The organism is Streptomyces sp. NPDC059695 (assembly GCF_042733785.1).
Lineage (GTDB): Bacteria > Actinomycetota > Actinomycetes > Streptomycetales > Streptomycetaceae > Streptomyces.
Genome location: NZ_JBHWFF010000017.1, coordinates 1 through 14,303, shown reverse-complemented (window position 1 = coordinate 14,303; position 14,303 = coordinate 1). Strand labels below are relative to the sequence as shown.

The following is a 14,303-nucleotide window of genomic DNA, read 5'->3' as shown; positions in this document are numbered from 1 at the left end:
GCCCCGCGCCCACCCCCATGCTGCGGCGACCGACGCCGCCTAACCAGTGTTTCTGAGACACCCCCGCGCGCGCGGGGGGGGGGGGGGCGGGGGCCGGGGGGGCCCCCCCCCCCCCACCCCTCCCACCGCCGACGAAAGGCAGCCGTCACCATGCCCGGGACCCGCCGTCCCCGCCGCGCCCTGATCGCGCTCACCGCCGTCCTGGCGGGCGGAGCGGCCGTCGTCGGCGGCACCCTGCTGGCCTCCGCCCAGGACGCGCCCCAGGTCTCCGACGAGGCGCTCGTGTCGACGGACGCCCTGGAGCGGCTGCACCGGCTGCCGCCCGTGACCGACCGCGTCTTCGCCTGGACCGGCGCCCAGGCCCGCAGCGCCGAGGCCCAGCGCCGGTACGCCATCGACTGCATGGCCCGCCAGGGCTTCCGCTACGCCCCGAAGGCCACGCCTCCGGCGGGCTCCGGCGAGGACGAGCGGCCGCGCCCCTTCGGCCTGGAGACGCCCCCGTCCGCGGCCCCGGCCGCCCCGGCGGAGCCCGGCGAGAAGCCGCCGAAGCCCGGCAGTCCCGAGGCCTCCCCCGCGTACGCGAAGGCCCTCTTCGGTGACGAGGCCAAGCGGGTGACCGTCGAGGGCGAGCACGGGATGCGCGTGTCCCGGCCGGGGAACGGCTGCCTCGCCGAGGCCGAGACCCGGGTGCTCGGCGACGGCCGGACGCGCTGGATCCGGACGCAGATCCTGCTCTACGAGGGCCAGGAGCAGACCCGTACGGCCCTGGAGAAGGACCCGAGGTTCCGGGACGCGACGGGCCGCTGGCGGCAGTGCATGGACCGGGCCGGCTTCCCGGGACAGAACGACCCGCAGGCGCTCCTGAAGACCCTGCCCACCCAGCGGGCCCGCCTCGGCGGCCGGGACGTCCTGCGGGCGGATCTGAGCTGCAAGAGCACGACCGGCTATCTGACCCTCGCCTACACCCGGCTCGCGGCCGTCCAGCAGGACTGGCTGGACCGGCATCCGGCCGTCACCGGGGACTGGAAGGCCCTCCTGGCCCGCCAGGACGAGGAGGCGCGCGAGGTGCTCGCGGCTAAGGCTGCTGCTCCTTCTCCTCACTCGGGATGAAGCGTCCGGTGCAGCTGCGCCGGACGTCCTTCGGGAGCGCGGCGCAGACCCAGACCGAACCGTCGTCGGGCGCCGCGATCAGCGGCGTGTAGACGTCCCGGTCGAAGTGCACGACGTCCGCCTGGGCGGCGCCGTCGGAGTTGTTGACCACGACCGTCGCGCCGACCTGGGCGAACGAGATCCGGCCCCAGGCGGCCTTGCAGGCCCGGCTGTAGCGGAGCTCGATGACGAGGTCCTTGGGGATGGAACCGGTGCGCACCGTGACGGCGTCGGCGCCGCAGTTCATCTTCTTCGGGTCACGGCCCTCGCACCCGGTGAGGGTGCAGCCGGTGGCCGGTCCCGCGACCGTCACGACGGGCTTGGGACGCGGGGCGTCCTTCGGTTCGCCGGAGTCGGAGAAGGCGGCGTAGAGGAGCGAACCCGCCACGAGGAGGACGGCGAGCACGACCGAGGCCCACAGGACGCGGCGCCTCCGGGACGTCGCCGCGCCGTCCGCGGCCCCGTCCCCGGCCCCGGGCTCCTCCCCGGCCCCGGCCCCGGACTCTTCCCTGCCCTCGGGCTCTTCCCCGGCCTCGGATTCCGGTGCCGAGCGGCGCGCGTCCTCCTCGTCCCAGAGCGCGAGCAGCGGAGCCGGATCCGTCTCGCACAGCCGGGCGAGCCGCTCGACGGCGTCGCGCGGCGGGAACTGCTTGCCGTTGACCCAGCGCTCCCACGACGACTTGGCGTAGTGCGTCTTCTCGCTGAGCTGGACGAAGCTCGAACCCGATGCCTTCTTCAACGCGAGCAGCTCGCCCGCCAGGTCCTTGACCGACCCCGCACGGTCCATCTGTGACCGATTCTCCCTGATATGCATGTCCATGCCAGCCATGGACGTGCATATCCTAGAGCGCTGTAAGGGGTGCTCCGCGCACGCCGAAATACGTGCGTCAAGCACCTATCAGGCCAGGCCGGGGCGGGAGTTCAGCCGCAGCAGTCGGGCTCCAGGCCGCTCGGCAGACGCTCGCCGCCGAAGACGGCGACGGTCGCCTCCTCGCCGCCGAGGGCCGCCACCGCCAGGAGGAGGGAGCCGGCGGTCCAGGCGGTCTGCTCCTCGGGCCACACCGCCCGGTCGGCCTCCGTGGCGCCCTCGAAGACGTACCCCGTCCAGTACATGCCGTTCGCCGCGCGCAGGTGCTGGATGTCCTGGAGGACCGTCAGGGCCCGGTCGGACTCCCCCATCGCCCAGAGCGCGAGGGCGAGTTCACAGCTCTCGCCGCCGGTGACCCACGGGTTGGGGACGACACAGCGCACCCCGAGGCCGGGCACCACGAAGCGGTCCCAGTCGCCGTCGATCCGGGCCTTCGCGTCGGCCCCCGTGACCGCGCCCCCGAGGACCGGGTAGTACCAGTCCATCGAGTAGCGGGACTTGTCGAGGAAGCGCTCGGGATGCCGGCGGATCGCGTGGCCCAGGGCCCCGGCGGCCAGCTCCCAGTCGGGCTGCGCCTCCTCGCGGGCCTCGGCGATGGCGAGGGCGCAGCGCAGCGCCTGGTGGATCGACGAACTCCCGGTCAGAAGAGCGTCGTTCACCGGCGTGCCGTCGGGCTCGCGCTTCCAGCCGATCTGCCCGCCGGGCCGCTGGAGCCCGAGGACGAACTCGACGGCCGCGTACACGACGGGCCACATCCGGTCGAGGAAGGCGTCGTCGCCCGTGGACAGGTAGTGGTGCCAGACGCCGGCCGCTATGTACGCGACGAAGTTGGACTCCCGGCTCCGGTCGGTGACCTGCTCCGGGTCGCCGTCGTGGTAGGCCGCGTACCAGGAGCCGTCGGGGTTCTGGTGGCGGGCGAGCCACGCGTAGGCGCGGGCCGCGGCCTCGTGCTCGCCGGCCGCGTCCAGGGCCATGGCGGCCTCGGTGTGGTCCCACGGGTCCAGGTGGTGGCCGCGGAACCAGGGGATCGCGCCGTCCTCGCGCTGCACGGCGAGTATCCCGGCGACGGTCTCGGCGGCCTGCTCGGCGGTGAGCACCCCGGGCAGGACGAGGTGCTCCGCGATCCGCTCGGGCGACGTCACTTGCCCGCGTCCACGGTGGCGGCCTTCGGGAGGTGGGGCTTGGTCGCGTAGGCCACGAAGCTCTTGCCGACGACGGGGTTGAGCAGCTGCTCGGCGACCCGGGTCAGGGCGGGCTTCTTCATGATGTCCCAGACCAGGAGCTTGTGGTACGCGCGGACCGGCAGCGCCTTGTCGTTGTCGACGCCGAAGGCGCACTTCAGCCACCAGTACGGCGCGTGCAGCGCGTGCGCGTGGTGGGTGCCGTACGGCTTGAGGCCGGCCTGCCGGATCTTGCCGAGCAGCTCGTCGGCCTTGTAGATCCGGATGTGGCCGCCCTCGACCTCGTGGTACGCGTCGGAGAGCGCCCAGCAGACCTTCTCGGGTCCGTACCGGGGCACGGTGACCGCGATCCGGCCGCCCGGCTTCAGGACCCGGACCATCTCGGCGAGCACCCCCTTGTCGTCGGGGATGTGCTCCATGACCTCGGAGATGATGACGACGTCGAAGGACTCGTCGGGGAACGGCAGGTTGAGGGCGTCGCCCTCCATCGCCGTGGCGGTCGCGCCGGCCGGGGCCTCGCCGGCCTCCTTCATGGCGGCGAACCACTTGGCGACCTCGCGGATCTCCTCGCCGTTCTGGTCGAGGGCCACGACCTGGGCGCCGCGCCGGTAGCACTCGAAGGCATGCCGGCCCGCACCACAGCCCAGATCGAGCACACGGTCGCCGGGGGCGAGCGGGAAGCGAGTGAAGTCGACGGTCAGCACGAGGTCTGCCTTTCGCGGGGGGAGTGGGAACGGGGGCGGGCACTGCGGGACGTCACCGTCGGGCTCCGGCTCCCTGCCGGGCGACCGCCTCGCGGTACAGCTCGGCCGTCCCCTGGGCGGCCCTGGCCCAGGTGAAGTTGGCCAGCACCCGCTCGCGCCCGGCGGCACCGAGCCTGGCCCGCAGCCCGGGATCGCCCAGCACCCGCCCGAGCGCGGCGGCCAGCGCCCCCGCGTCCCCCGGCGGCACCGCGAGACACGTCTCGCCGTCGGCCCCCGCGACCTCCGGGATCGCCCCCCCGGTCGTCGCGACGAGCGCCGTCCCGGTGGCCATCGCCTCGGCGGCCGGCAGCGAGAACCCCTCGTACAGCGAGGGCACGCAGGAGACCTGGGCGGAGCGCACGAGGTCGACGAGCTCGGCGTCGGTGATGCCCTTGACGAACTCGACGGCGCCGTCGAGCCCGTACCGCTCGATCGCGGCGGCGACCGGCCCGTCCTCGGCGCGCTTCCCGACGACGACGAGGTGCGCGTCGGGGTTCTCGGTGCGGAGCTTGGCGAGCGCCTCGATCAGGTGGACGAGGCCCTTGAGCGGGACGTCCGCGCTGGAGGTGGTGACGATCCGGCCGGGGACCTCGGCGACGGAGGGGTCGGGGGACCAGAGGTCGGTGTCGGCGCCGATGTGGACGACCCTGATGCGGTCCTCGCGGACGCCGAGGTGCTCGACGATCTCCTGGCGGGAGGTGCCGGAGACGGTGAGGACGGACGGCAGCCGGCGGGCGACCTTCTTCTGCATGCCGGTGAAGGCGTACCAGCGGCGGACGGAGGCGCGGCGCTTCCAGTCGGCGGCCGCGTCGAGTTCGAGCTGCCGGTCGACGGTGATGGGGTGGTGGATCGTGGTGACGAGCGGCGCGCCGATCGCGCGCGGCCCGCCGAGGAGTCCGTAGCCGAGGGTCTGGTTGTCGTGGACGACGTCGAAGTCGCCCCGGCGGGCGGCCAGCATGCGCCGGGCCCGCAGGGAGAAGGTGAGCGGCTCGGGGAAGCCGCCGGTCCACATGGTGGCGACCTCGAGGGCGTCGATCCAGTCCCGGTACTCGTCGCGCTTCGGGGTCCGGAAGGGGTCCGGCGAGCGGTAGAGGTCGAGGCTGGCGATCTCGGTCAGCCGGAGCCCCGCGAGGTCCTCGCCCTCGTCGAGGACGGGGTACGGCTGGGAGCCGATGACCTCGACGGTGTGCCCGAGCCGGGCGAGCTCGCGGGAGAGATGCCGGACGTAGACGCCCTGGCCACCGCAGAACGGGTTCCCCTTGTACGTGAGGAGAGCGATCCGCAACGGACCGTCACCGGCAGCGGTGACGCCCTGTCGGGGGCTTGCCTCTATGGCCTCAGCGGTCATGCGCGACCCCCTTCGAGCGTGCGTTTCGCCGGAGCGTAACCGCTCGCGCTAATCTAGAACAAGTTACAGACTTGATCGTTCTTGATCCTTCAAGGAGCACAGAATCTACCGGCAGGTAGCTCCGTGGTGAGAGCCGGAACAGGTGATTCGCGCCACGGCGGCCGCAGCGCCATACTGTCGCTCCCCACCGCACGGAACGGGACCTCATGACCGCAGACAACCGAGCGGACCACAGACCCGCGTCGCCGCCCCTCACGGAGCGCCAGGAGGCGCGGCGCCGCCGCATCCTGAACGCCAGCGCCCAGCTCGCGGCCCGGGGCGGCTTCGACGCCGTGCAGATGCGGGAGGTGGCCGAGGCGGCCGGGGTCGCCCTCGGCACCCTGTACCGGTACTTCCCGTCCAAGATCCACCTGCTCGTGGCGACCATGCAGGACCAGCTCCAGCACATGCACACCACGCTGCGGAAACGGCCGCCCGCGGGCGCGGATCCGGCGCAGCGGGTCGCCGAGACGCTGATGCGCGCCTTCCGGGCGCTCCAGCGGGAGCCGCAGCTGGCCGACGCGATGGTGCGGGCGCTGACCTTCGCGGACCGCAGCGTCAGCCCCGAGGTCGACACGGTGTCCCGGCTGACGACCGCGATCATCCTGGACGCGATGGGGGCGGAGCACCCGACGCCGAGCCAGCTCTCGGCGGTCCGGGTCATCGAGCACACCTGGCACTCGGCGCTGATCACCTGGCTGTCCGGGCGCGCCTCGATCGCACAGGTGAAGATCGACATCGAGACGGTCTGCCGGCTGATCGACCTGACGGCGCCGGAGCCGACGGACTGAGCGGACCGCCCCCGCCGCGCCCGGAAGCCGGAGCGGGAGCGGTCCCCTCGCGTCAGGAGGAGGGCTTGTTCTTCGCGTTGTTCTCGGCGATGACCGCGGCGCACTCCGGGCCGGTGTCGGTGGCGATGAACATGATCAGCTTGAGCGGGCCCGCCGCGTGGTTGCTGGCCTGGAGCTGCCAGGTGCTCTTCTTGAGCGTCTTGATCTGCGCGCCGCTCTGCTCGAAGCTCCGCTCCTGCGTCCAGCCGCCGCCGGCCAGGGTGGAGACCGCGTCCGCGTAGGACTTCTTCGGATCGGCGGCCTTCGCGCCGTCGGCCGTCCAGGAGACCATGCAGTCCTTGAGCTCGGCCGGCACCTGCTCGCCCGAGGCGTCCTGCGTGAAGCCGGCCTCCGTCGCCGCGTCCGTCACCTCCTTGGTGACGGCGGCGGCGTCCAGCTTCTCGCCGCCGGAGCCGCCCGCTCCCGAACCGCCCGTCGAAGCCGAACCGGCCGAGGACGAACCGCCCTTGTCCGCCCCGCCCCCGGCACCACAGCCCGCGACGAGCAACACCACACCGGCGGCCGCGGCGGCCGTCCACATCCCCTTGCGCACAACACTCCCGATTCCCCACGCACGGGGGCCCGTTGCCCCCATGACCGAGGGGCCCAGTTTTGCACGTGGGAACGACAGGACGGCGCCATCCGGGCCGAGGACCCCGCCGCACTACTCCTCCGGCGGGTACACCGGCTCCCCTCCGTCCGCCAGGGTGATCAGGATCGCCTCCACCGGGCAGCCCTCCGCCGCCGCCAGGAGGCGCTCGCCCGCGTCCGTCTCCGGCTCCACCGGGTGGGACTGGCGGGCCGTGTCGAGCCGGAAGCCGTCCGGGGCGTGGTTGACGCACATGCCGGAGCCGATGCAGACGCTCCGGTCGACCTCGACGTTCCAGCGGTCCCCCATCACGCGCCGCCCTCGTAGCCGCCGGGCAGGTGGATCATCTTGTGCTCCAGGTACTCGCCGAAGCCCTCGGGGCCGAACTCCCGCCCCAGGCCGGAGTTCTTGTAGCCGCCGAACGGGCCGAGCATGTCGAGGCTGAAGGTGTTGACGTTGAAGGTGCCGGTGCGCACGCCCCGGGCGAAGTCGATGCCGTGCTCCACGTCCCCGGTCCAGACGCTGCCGCTGAGCCCGAAGTCGGAGTCGTTCGCGATCCGCCGGGCCTCGGCCTCGTCCCCGTACGGCAGGAGGCAGATGACCGGGCCGAAGATCTCCTCGCGGGCGATCCGCATGGAGTTGTCGACGTCGCCGAAGAGGGTCGGCTCGACGTACCAGCCGCGTTCGAGACCGTCCGGGCGGCCGCCGCCGGTCAGCAGCTTCGCGCCCTCCGCCTGGCCGATCCCGATGTAGTCGAGGGAGCGCTGCTGCTGGCGCCGGGCGACGAGCGGCCCGACCTGGGTGGCCGGGTCGAGCGGATCGCCGACGACGAGCGCGCCGGCCGCCGCCGCGAAGGCCTCGGCGATCTCCTCGTACCGCGAGCGCGGCGCGAGGATGCGGGTCTGGGCCACGCACGCCTGGCCGTTGTTCATCCAGGCGGCCGGGACGATCCCGGCGACCGCGGTCTCCAGGTCGGCGTCCGGCAGGATCACCGCGGCCGACTTCCCGCCCAGTTCGAGCGTGACCCGGGTGAGGTTGCGGGAGGCGACCTCCATGACCCGCTTGCCGGCGGCGACCGAGCCGGTGAACGAGACCTTGTCGACGCCTGGGTGGCCGACGAGGTACTCGCTGACCTCGCGGTCGGCGGGGAGGATCGACAGCACCCCCTCCGGGAGCCCGGCCTCCGCAGCGATCTCGCCGAGGATGTACGAGTCGAGGGGCGACTCCGGCGAGGGCTTGAGGATCACCGTGCAGCCCGCGAGCAGCGCGGGCCCGAGCTTGGCGGCGGCGGTGAACTGCGGCACGTTCCACGGGACGACGGCCGCGACGACACCGACCGGCTCGCGCCGCACGAGGAGCGGTCCGAGCACCCCGCCGCGCCGCTCCTCGTACCGGAAGTCCCGGGCGACGGTGATCGCCGCGTCCCAGACCATCATCGCGCCGAGGGCCTGGGCGAGGACCGACCAGGAGTAGGGGGAGCCGTTCTGCGCGCTGATGGAGCGGGCGATCTCCTCGTACCGGACGGCGATCGCGTCCTTGATGCGGCTGACGACGGCGATCCGCTCCTCGACCGTCATCCGGGGCCAGGGCCCTTCGTCGAACGCCCGGCGGGCGGCGGCCACGGCCCGGTCCACGTCGGCGGGGGCGGCGTGCGGGACGCGGCCGATGACCTGCTCGGTGTGGGGCGAGATCACCTCGATGACCCCGTCACCGAGCGGGTCGGTCAACTCCCCGCCGATGAACAGCTTTCCGTGCTCCACAAGCTCGGTCATGACCGCTGCCTCCCGAGGAGATGAACGTGACGGGGGATGTTCCCGGCGATGTTTCCTGACGGTGCTTCAGAACTGATACCAGTTCTAGTTATACTTGGCCAGACGTCCGACCGAACCGGCCCCCACCAGCAGCTTTACCCCTGGCGGGGGCCATCGCCGTGCCGCCGCGCCACCCGAGGGCCGTCCCGCGCCCGAGGGACACCGGGTCCGCCCGCCCCGGACGGGCCGCGCGGACCCCGCGACGGGGGAAGCAGGTCACGGGCGGGGGAAGTCTGCGCTTCACAGACTCTTCTGACGAACAGTCAGTTCTCGTTAAGGTGGGCCGTGGCCGTACCGGCGCACAGAGACGAGGACGCTCATGACCCAGGTGACCGAGCACGGCGGAGGCGTCTGGTCCCTGCGGGTGCCCATTCCCGACAACCCGCTGGGACACACCCTGGTCCACGTCCTCGACACCGGCCGCGGTCCGGTCCTCGTCGACACCGGCTGGGACGACCCCGCCTCGTGGGCCGAACTCACCGACGGGCTCACCGCCCTCGGCCTCTCCGTCCGCGAGATCCACGGCGTCGTCATCACCCACCACCACCCCGACCACCACGGCCTCTCCGGCCGGGTGCGCGAGGAGTCCGGCGCCTGGATCGCCATGCACGCCGCCGACGCGGCCGTCGTCCGCCGCACCCGCGAGGCCGAACCGGGCACCTGGTTCGACTACCTCGCCCGCAAGCTCGCCACCGTCGGCGCCCCCGAGGACCACATCGCCCCGCTGCGCGCCGCCCGCGCCTCCGGCCGGATGCGGACCCTGCCCGGTCTCCGCTCGGCCCTCCCCGACCGCGAGATCGTCCCCGGCGAACTCCTCGACCTGGCCGGCCGGCGGCTCCGCGCCGTCTGGACGCCCGGCCACACCCCCGGGCACGTCTGCCTCCACCTGGAGGAGGAGCACCCCTCCCGGCTCCCCGGCCACGGCCGGCTCTTCTCCGGCGACCACCTGCTGCCCGGGATCTCCCCGCACATCGGGCTGTACGAGGACCCCGACGACGCCACCGGGGCCGACCCCCTCGGCGACTACCTCGACTCCCTCGAACGGATCGGCCGCCTCGGCGTCGCCGAGGTCCTCCCCGCCCACCAGTACGCCTTCACCGACGCCGCCGGCCGGGTCCGCGAGCTCCTCGACCACCACGAGGAGCGCCTCACCGGCCTCCTCGGCCTCCTCGCCGTCCCGCTCACCCCGTGGCAGCTCGCCGAGCGCATGGAGTGGAACCGTCCCTGGGACCAGATCCCCTACGGCTCCCGCAACATCGCCGTCAGCGAGGCCGAGGCGCACCTGCGCCGCCTGGTGAAGCTGGGCCGCGCCGAGCCGGTGCCGGGCACCGATCCGGTCACGTACGCGGCGGTGTGAGGGGCGGCGTCCGGACCCCGTCGCGCCGTCGTGTGAGGCGCCTCGCACCCCCGGGTCACCCGCCCTACGGGCCGGTAGAGTGGGCCCGTCGTCATCATGCCCGTACGGGGGGAAGCCGGTGCGAATCCGGCACTGACCCGCAACCGTGAGCCGCGCCCCCAAGGACCGGCGAGTCGGAATGCCCCGTCCGGGACGTGAACGCCGGCACCGTCGAGGAATACGGAGCCGGAGCCTGGTGCCCCCGTGGCGTGCCGGTGCCCGGCCGCAGGAGAGGGCCCCATGAACACCGTCCGCCGCGGCGCCGCCGCGCTCGCCGCCGCCGCAGTCGTGCTCGGCACCGCAGCAGCCGTCCCGGCCGCCGCCGCGCCGTCCCCGACCCCCTCGACCGGCACGCTCCCGTCCGGCCTGTACGGCACGAAGGACCCGCAGTACGACGGCGTCTGGCGGCAGTCGCTCGCCTTCCTCGCCCAGCGCAGCGCCGGCTACCAGCCCGCCGACCAGGCCGTGGACTGGCTCCTGGGCCAGCAGTGCGGCGACGGCTCGTTCGCCTCGTACCGCGCGGACCCGTCGAAGCCCTGCGACGCGAAGACGATGCGGGACACCAACGCCACCGCCGTCGCCGTCCAGGCACTGCGTGCCGTGCGCCGCCAGGCCGCCTCCCCCGAGGCGATCGACAAGGCCGTCGACGCCGGCTCCGGCTGGCTGCGGACCGTGCAGAACAAGGACGGCGGCTGGGGCTACGGCGCGGGCGGCGCGAGCGACGCCAACTCCACCTCGGTCGTCGTCGGCGCGCTCGCCGCGATCGGCGTCCGGCCCGGTTCGTTCACCTCCCCCGAGGGCCGCACCCCGTACGACGCCCTGCTCTCCTTCGCCCTGCCCTGCTCGGACAAGGACGGCGCGGGAGCGTTCGCGTACCAGCCGGACAAGACCGGCAAGCTCCTCGCCAACGCCGACGCCACCGCCGCGGCCACGCTCGCCGCGCTCGGCAAGAGCGTCGTCGCCACCAAGGCCTCCCCCGACCAGCCGCCGGCCTGCACCGACCTGACGAAGCCGACCGTCGAGCGGGCCGCCCTGAACGGCGCCTCCTACCTGGCGAAGGCCCTCGCGAAGACCGGCCACCTGACCCTGCCGCCCATGCCCGGCGCCACCGACACCACCGAGCAGCCCGACATCGGCAACACCGCCGACGCCGTCGTCGCGCTCGCCGCGTCCGGTGCCGCGAAGCAGGCCGAGCCCGCCCTGACCTGGCTGGAGAAGAACTCCGCCGCCTGGGCGAAGGAGGGCGGCCCGGCCGCGTACGCGCAGCTGATCCTGGCGGCGCGCGCGACGGAGACCGACCCGCGCGAGTTCGGCGCGGTGGACCTGGTCGAGCAGCTCAACGCCACCGGCCCCGCGCCGAAGACCCCGGACACCTCCGCCTCCTCCACCAGCGACGACGAGGACTCCGGCTTCGACATCTGGTGGATCATCGGCATCGGCACGGTCGTCGGCGTCGGCATCGGCTTCCTCGTGAGCGGCCGCAGGAAGTGAGCGGACGGACGCGGGCCGCGGTCGCGACGGCCGGGGCGCTCCTCACGCTGACCGGCGTCGCCGCGGCCCCGGCGCAGGCCGCCGGCTACCGCTACTGGTCGTTCTGGGAGAGCGACGGCGGGAGGCCCTGGGCGTACGCCACACAGGGTCCGGCGACCGCCCGGCCCGCCGACGGCGACGCCCTCGGCTTCCGCTTCGCGATCAGCAACGACACGGCCGACTCGACACGGCCCTCCGCGGCCCCCGATTTCGCCGGGATCTGCGAGGGCGTGGAGAAGACGGACGGCACCAAGCGGATCGCGGTCGTCATCGACTTCGGCGGCCCCGCCGACGCACCCCCCGGCGAGACCCCGCCGGAGAAGCCGATCAAGGCCGGCTGCGCGGAGGTCCGTGAGGACGCGACCGGCGCGGAGGCGCTGGCCGCGGTGGCGAAGCCGCTGCGGTACGACGGCGCGGCGATGCTGTGCGGGATCGCGGGATACCCGGCGCGGGGCTGCGGCGAGCAGGTCGAGGCGGGCGGGGACGCCGGGGAGGCCGGGAAGACCCCGGCGCCGGCGGCCGCGCGGGAATCCGGCGGGAGCGACGGCCCGTCCGTCGGCGTGCTCGCGGGCGGGGCGGCGGTCCTGGCCCTCGGCGGGGCGGCCGTCTGGAAGGCCCGCCGACGCGGATGAGTACGGTCCGTGACGGGTCGCCGACGTCGGGCGACAGCGGCTCGGCGCCGGGCCTCGGCGCGTCGACGTCGCCCCGCGACGCGTCGGCCGCGTCGATCCGTGGCGCGTCGGCCGCGTCGATCCGTGGCGCGTCGGCCGCGTCGATCCGTGGCGCGTCGACATCGCCCCGCAGTGCCTCGGCCGCGTCGGCCCGGGGCTCGTCGGCGTCGGCCCGGGGCCTCTTCACGGCCCCCGAAGCGAGCCGGGCCAACGCCCTGCACGCGGGCGCGTGGTGGCTGTGGGCCCTCGGGCTCGCCGTCGCCGCCTCCCGGACGACCAACCCGCTGCTGCTCGGGCTGCTCGTCGGCGTGGCCGGTTACGTGGTGGCGGCCCGGCGCACGGACGCACCCTGGGCCCGCTCGTACGGCGCGTTCGTGAAGCTGGGCCTGTTCGTCGTCGGACTGCGGGTCGTCTTCTCCCTTCTGCTCGGCTCCCCGATCCCCGGCGAGCACGAGCTGTTCACGCTGCCCGAGGTGCCGCTGCCGGACTGGGCGCAGGGGGTACGGATCGGGGGCCGGGTGACGGCCGAGCAGCTGGTGTTCGCGCTGTACGACGGCGCCAAGCTGGCGACCCTGCTGATCTGTGTGGGCGCCGCGAACGCGCTGGCCAACCCCGCGCGGCTGCTGAAGTCACTGCCCGGGGCGCTGTACGAGGCGGGGGTCGCCGTCGTCGTCGCGATGACCTTCGCGCCGAACATGGTCGCCGACGTGGTCCGGCTGCGGACCGCCCGCCGGCTGCGCGGCCGGCCCACCGGCGGGGTCCGGGCGGTGCTCCAGATCGGCCTGCCGGTCCTGGAGGGCGCCCTGGAGCGGTCGATCGCGGTGGCGGCGTCGATGGACGCGCGCGGGTACGGGCGCACGGCCCGGGTCCCGGCGGCGGTGCGCCGCACCACGAACGTGCTGACCCTGGGCGGACTCCTGGGCGTCTGCGCGGGCTCGTACGGGCTGCTCGCGGCGGAGGGCGCGGGGTACGGACTCCCGCTGCTCGGCGCCGGGCTGCTCGCCGCGATGGCCGGGCTCCGGCTCGGTGGACGCCGGACGGTCCGTACGCGCTACCGGCCCGACCGCTGGGGCGCGCGGGCCTGGCTGGTCGCCGGGTCCGGGGTGGCGGTCGCCGTCCTCATGATCTGGGCGAACGCCTACGCCCCGGAGGCGCTGCACCCCGGGGTCGTCCCGCTGGAGGCGCCGGAGCTGCCGCTGTGGCCGGCGGTGTCGGTGCTGGTGGGCCTGGTCCCGGCGTTCGTGGCCCCTGTTCCCAAGGAGAACGTGTGATCCGCTTCGAGAACGTCTCGATGAGGTACGACGAGGACACCGCGCCGACCCTCCGGAACGTGGACCTCACGATCCCCGAGGGAGAGCTGGTCCTCCTGGTGGGCCCCTCGGGCGTCGGCAAGTCGACCCTCCTGGGCGCGGTCTCGGGCCTGGTCCCGCACTTCACGGGCGGCACGCTGACCGGGCGGGTGACCGTCGACGGCCGCGACACCCGCACGCATCCGCCGCGCGAGCTCGCGGACCTGGTGGGCACGGTGGGCCAGGACCCGTCGGCGCACTTCGTCACCGACACGGTCGAGGACGAGCTCGCCTACGGAATGGAGTCCCTCGGGCTCGCGCCCGGCGTCATGCGGCGCCGGGTGGAGGAGACCCTGGACCTGCTGGGCCTGGCGGAGCTGCGGGACCGGCCCCTCGCGACGCTCTCGGGCGGCCAGCGCCAGCGGGTCGCGATCGGCTCCGTCCTCACCCCTCACCCGAAGGTCCTCGTCCTCGACGAGCCGACCTCCGCGCTGGACCCGTCGGCGGCGGAGGACGTCCTCGCGGTGCTGCAGCGCCTGGTGCACGACCTGGGCACGACGGTCCTCCTGGCGGAGCACCGCCTGGAGCGGGTGGTCCAGTACGCGGACCAGGTCCTCCTCCTGCCGGACGCGGTGCTGGGCCCGCCGGCCGACATCATGTCCGTCTCGCCGGTGCACCCCCCGGTGGTGTCCCTGGGCCGCCTGGCGGGCTGGGACCCGCTGCCCCTGACGGTGCGGGACGCACGGCGGCGGGCGACGCCGCTGAAGGCGCTGCTGGAGGGGGGGGGGGGCGGGACCGGGGCCCGCCCCCGACGCCCGCGCGCGGCGGAGGCGCGGGGGGGGGGGGGGGGGTCCCCCCC

General features: G+C 74.2%; 14 protein-coding genes and 1 riboswitch. Of the genes, 7 read left to right on the top strand and 7 right to left on the bottom strand.

What is annotated here, in order from left to right; all coding sequences use genetic code 11:
• Positions 1–150: 150 nt before the first annotated feature.
• Positions 151–1,110: a hypothetical protein gene (locus ACFV2S_RS21665; RefSeq protein WP_385561452.1), complete on the top strand. Its 960-nt coding sequence runs from the start codon at positions 151–153 to the stop codon at positions 1,108–1,110.
• Here the strand turns inward: ACFV2S_RS21665 and ACFV2S_RS21660 are convergent.
• The 4 genes from ACFV2S_RS21660 to ACFV2S_RS21645 form a co-directional block, all read right to left on the bottom strand.
• A complete protein-coding gene (locus ACFV2S_RS21660) occupies positions 1,076–1,936 on the bottom strand; it encodes a DUF2690 domain-containing protein (RefSeq protein WP_385561450.1) in 861 nt (286 codons plus the stop codon). The two genes, ACFV2S_RS21665 and ACFV2S_RS21660, sit on opposite strands and share 35 nt — an antisense overlap.
• A 134-nt stretch (positions 1,937–2,070) precedes the next feature.
• A complete protein-coding gene (locus ACFV2S_RS21655) occupies positions 2,071–3,159 on the bottom strand; it encodes a prenyltransferase (RefSeq protein WP_385561447.1) in 1,089 nt (362 codons plus the stop codon).
• The gene (locus tag ACFV2S_RS21650) at positions 3,156–3,902 is read right to left on the bottom strand and encodes a class I SAM-dependent methyltransferase (RefSeq protein WP_383791540.1); all 747 of its coding nucleotides are present in this window, start codon (positions 3,900–3,902) and stop codon (positions 3,156–3,158) included. Before ACFV2S_RS21650 ends, ACFV2S_RS21655 begins: the two co-directional genes overlap by 4 nt.
• A gap of 52 nt (positions 3,903–3,954) precedes the next feature.
• Complete coding sequence (locus ACFV2S_RS21645) at positions 3,955–5,289, bottom strand: glycosyltransferase family 4 protein (RefSeq protein WP_385561442.1); 1,335 nt, start codon at positions 5,287–5,289, stop codon at positions 3,955–3,957.
• A 206-nt stretch (positions 5,290–5,495) separates the two neighbouring features.
• Here ACFV2S_RS21645 and ACFV2S_RS21640 point away from each other — a divergent pair, with 206 nt between their 5' ends.
• Complete coding sequence (locus tag ACFV2S_RS21640; RefSeq protein WP_383791534.1) at positions 5,496–6,119, top strand: TetR family transcriptional regulator; 624 nt, start codon at positions 5,496–5,498, stop codon at positions 6,117–6,119.
• 52 nt (positions 6,120–6,171) lie between these two features.
• On the opposite strand, the gene ACFV2S_RS21635 is transcribed toward ACFV2S_RS21640, so the two are convergent.
• The 3 genes from ACFV2S_RS21635 to ACFV2S_RS21625 form a co-directional block, all read right to left on the bottom strand.
• Positions 6,172–6,711 carry a hypothetical protein gene (locus ACFV2S_RS21635; RefSeq protein WP_385561438.1) on the bottom strand — a complete coding sequence of 180 codons (540 nt, stop codon included), beginning with the start codon at positions 6,709–6,711 and terminating at the stop codon, positions 6,172–6,174.
• Positions 6,712–6,822: 111 nt separating this feature from the next.
• Positions 6,823–7,056, bottom strand: coding sequence for a ferredoxin (locus tag ACFV2S_RS21630; protein ID WP_383791528.1), 234 nt, complete (start codon positions 7,054–7,056; stop codon positions 6,823–6,825).
• Positions 7,056–8,519, bottom strand: a complete 1,464-nt coding sequence (locus tag ACFV2S_RS21625; protein ID WP_385561435.1) for an aldehyde dehydrogenase — start codon at positions 8,517–8,519, stop codon at positions 7,056–7,058. The genes ACFV2S_RS21630 and ACFV2S_RS21625 overlap by 1 nt, the downstream gene beginning before the upstream one ends.
• Before the next feature lie 358 nt (positions 8,520–8,877).
• On the opposite strand from ACFV2S_RS21625, the gene ACFV2S_RS21620 reads away from it, so the two are divergent.
• The 5 genes from ACFV2S_RS21620 to ACFV2S_RS21600 form a co-directional block, all read left to right on the top strand.
• Positions 8,878–9,915 carry an MBL fold metallo-hydrolase gene (locus ACFV2S_RS21620; protein WP_385561432.1) on the top strand — a complete coding sequence of 346 codons (1,038 nt, stop codon included), beginning with the start codon at positions 8,878–8,880 and terminating at the stop codon, positions 9,913–9,915.
• Between the two features lie 108 nt (positions 9,916–10,023).
• Positions 10,024–10,099, top strand: a riboswitch (cobalamin riboswitch).
• Between the two features lie 95 nt (positions 10,100–10,194).
• Positions 10,195–11,445 (top strand): prenyltransferase/squalene oxidase repeat-containing protein, encoded by a 1,251-nt coding sequence (locus ACFV2S_RS21615; RefSeq protein ID WP_385561429.1) that lies wholly within the window; start codon positions 10,195–10,197, stop codon positions 11,443–11,445.
• Complete coding sequence (locus ACFV2S_RS21610) at positions 11,442–12,116, top strand: SCO2322 family protein (protein ID WP_385561427.1); 675 nt, start codon at positions 11,442–11,444, stop codon at positions 12,114–12,116. Before ACFV2S_RS21615 ends, ACFV2S_RS21610 begins: the two co-directional genes overlap by 4 nt.
• Positions 12,113–13,426, top strand: a complete 1,314-nt coding sequence (locus ACFV2S_RS21605) for an energy-coupling factor transporter transmembrane component T (protein WP_385561424.1) — start codon at positions 12,113–12,115, stop codon at positions 13,424–13,426. Before ACFV2S_RS21610 ends, ACFV2S_RS21605 begins: the two co-directional genes overlap by 4 nt.
• Positions 13,423–14,303: ABC transporter ATP-binding protein (locus ACFV2S_RS21600; protein WP_385561421.1), on the top strand; the 881-nt coding region annotated here is incomplete at its 3' end. The genes ACFV2S_RS21605 and ACFV2S_RS21600, both read left to right, overlap by 4 nt.

Excerpts from the sequence above, each read along its gene's own strand:
- ACFV2S_RS21665 (WP_385561452.1), top strand. The coding sequence starts at position 151 with ATGCCCGGGACCCGCCGTCCCCGCCGCGCCCTGATCGCGCTCACCGCC.
- ACFV2S_RS21660 (WP_385561450.1), bottom strand. The coding sequence starts at position 1,936 with ATGGACCGTGCGGGGTCGGTCAAGGACCTGGCGGGCGAGCTGCTCGCG.
- ACFV2S_RS21645 (WP_385561442.1), bottom strand. The coding sequence starts at position 5,289 with ATGACCGCTGAGGCCATAGAGGCAAGCCCCCGACAGGGCGTCACCGCT.
- ACFV2S_RS21640 (WP_383791534.1), top strand. The coding sequence starts at position 5,496 with ATGACCGCAGACAACCGAGCGGACCACAGACCCGCGTCGCCGCCCCTC.
- ACFV2S_RS21630 (WP_383791528.1), bottom strand. The coding sequence starts at position 7,056 with ATGGGGGACCGCTGGAACGTCGAGGTCGACCGGAGCGTCTGCATCGGC.
- ACFV2S_RS21625 (WP_385561435.1), bottom strand. The coding sequence starts at position 8,519 with ATGACCGAGCTTGTGGAGCACGGAAAGCTGTTCATCGGCGGGGAGTTG.
- ACFV2S_RS21620 (WP_385561432.1), top strand. The coding sequence starts at position 8,878 with ATGACCCAGGTGACCGAGCACGGCGGAGGCGTCTGGTCCCTGCGGGTG.
- ACFV2S_RS21615 (WP_385561429.1), top strand. The coding sequence starts at position 10,195 with ATGAACACCGTCCGCCGCGGCGCCGCCGCGCTCGCCGCCGCCGCAGTC.
- ACFV2S_RS21605 (WP_385561424.1), top strand. The coding sequence starts at position 12,113 with ATGAGTACGGTCCGTGACGGGTCGCCGACGTCGGGCGACAGCGGCTCG.